Here is a 792-nt window from a genome sequence, read left to right as displayed (position 1 = left end):
GAAAATGACCCAATCCGTGTTGCTGCCACCGGGGCCTTTCACCCGGAGACAAGCGCAAGCGGTCACTACCACGTACAGCAATATCACACTCGAAGACGACCAGGGCAGTCACTTCCGTCTGGTGGTTCGTGATACTGAAGGCCGGATGGTCTGGCGGGCATGGAACTTTGAGCCGGATGCCGGTGAAGGTCTTAACCGCTATATCCGCACCTCAGGCATCCGTACAGACACGGCCACCCGCTGATCGCGAAGCATTTACCCGCATTCACCTCCCCGAACACACTTTATATCCCCATACGCCAGCCATCGCCGCTGGCGTTTTTATTGACGGAGACATACCCATGATAACACAGACGCAGCACGACCTCGCACCCGCTAACCAACCCGAATTTGAACTGACCGTCACGCCGGTCCCCGATGAACAGCGTATCGATTTCTGGCCACAGTACTTTGGCGCTATCCCGCAGTGGCTACTCCTGGAGCCGCATATCTTCGCCTGGATGGACCGCTTCTGTGAGGGCTACAGCGGTGGTATCTGGTCGTTCTACACCCTCAGCAATGGCGGCGCATTTATGTCCCCCGAGCCTGACAACGATGAGACATGGCGTCTGTTTAACTGCCTGAACGGTAACGATGCCCAAATGAGTGCAGAAGCAGCAGGTATTGCTGTCTGCCTGATTGCGTATAGCCACCATGCCTGCCGTACAGAATGTGACGCGATGACCGCACACTATTACCGCCTGCGGGAGTATGCCATGCAACATCCAGAGGCTCACGCCATTCTGCGTATTA

At 56.1% G+C, this 792-nt stretch carries 2 protein-coding genes; both read left to right on the top strand.

The genetic code is table 11. From position 1 onward, the window contains the following. Positions 1-4: 4 nt before the first annotated feature. Positions 5-244, top strand: coding sequence for a DUF905 domain-containing protein (locus ACOTYN_RS26410; protein ID WP_000194654.1), 240 nt, complete (start codon positions 5-7; stop codon positions 242-244). Between the two features lie 97 nt (positions 245-341). After that, a partial coding sequence (locus ACOTYN_RS26405; RefSeq protein ID WP_421634812.1) for an antirestriction protein occupies positions 342-792 on the top strand: 451 nt, incomplete at its 3' end.

Source organism: Enterobacter cloacae complex sp. IR5458 (genome assembly GCF_049238025.1).
GTDB lineage: Bacteria > Pseudomonadota > Gammaproteobacteria > Enterobacterales > Enterobacteriaceae > Enterobacter > Enterobacter kobei.
Note: the sequence above shows the minus strand (reverse complement) of the source record. Positions and strands in the feature narration are given on the sequence as shown.

What these genes read in the sequence shown, in the direction of transcription:
- ACOTYN_RS26410 (WP_000194654.1), top strand. Translation starts at nt 5, where the DNA reads ATGACCCAATCCGTGTTGCTGCCACCGGGGCCTTTCACCCGGAGACAA.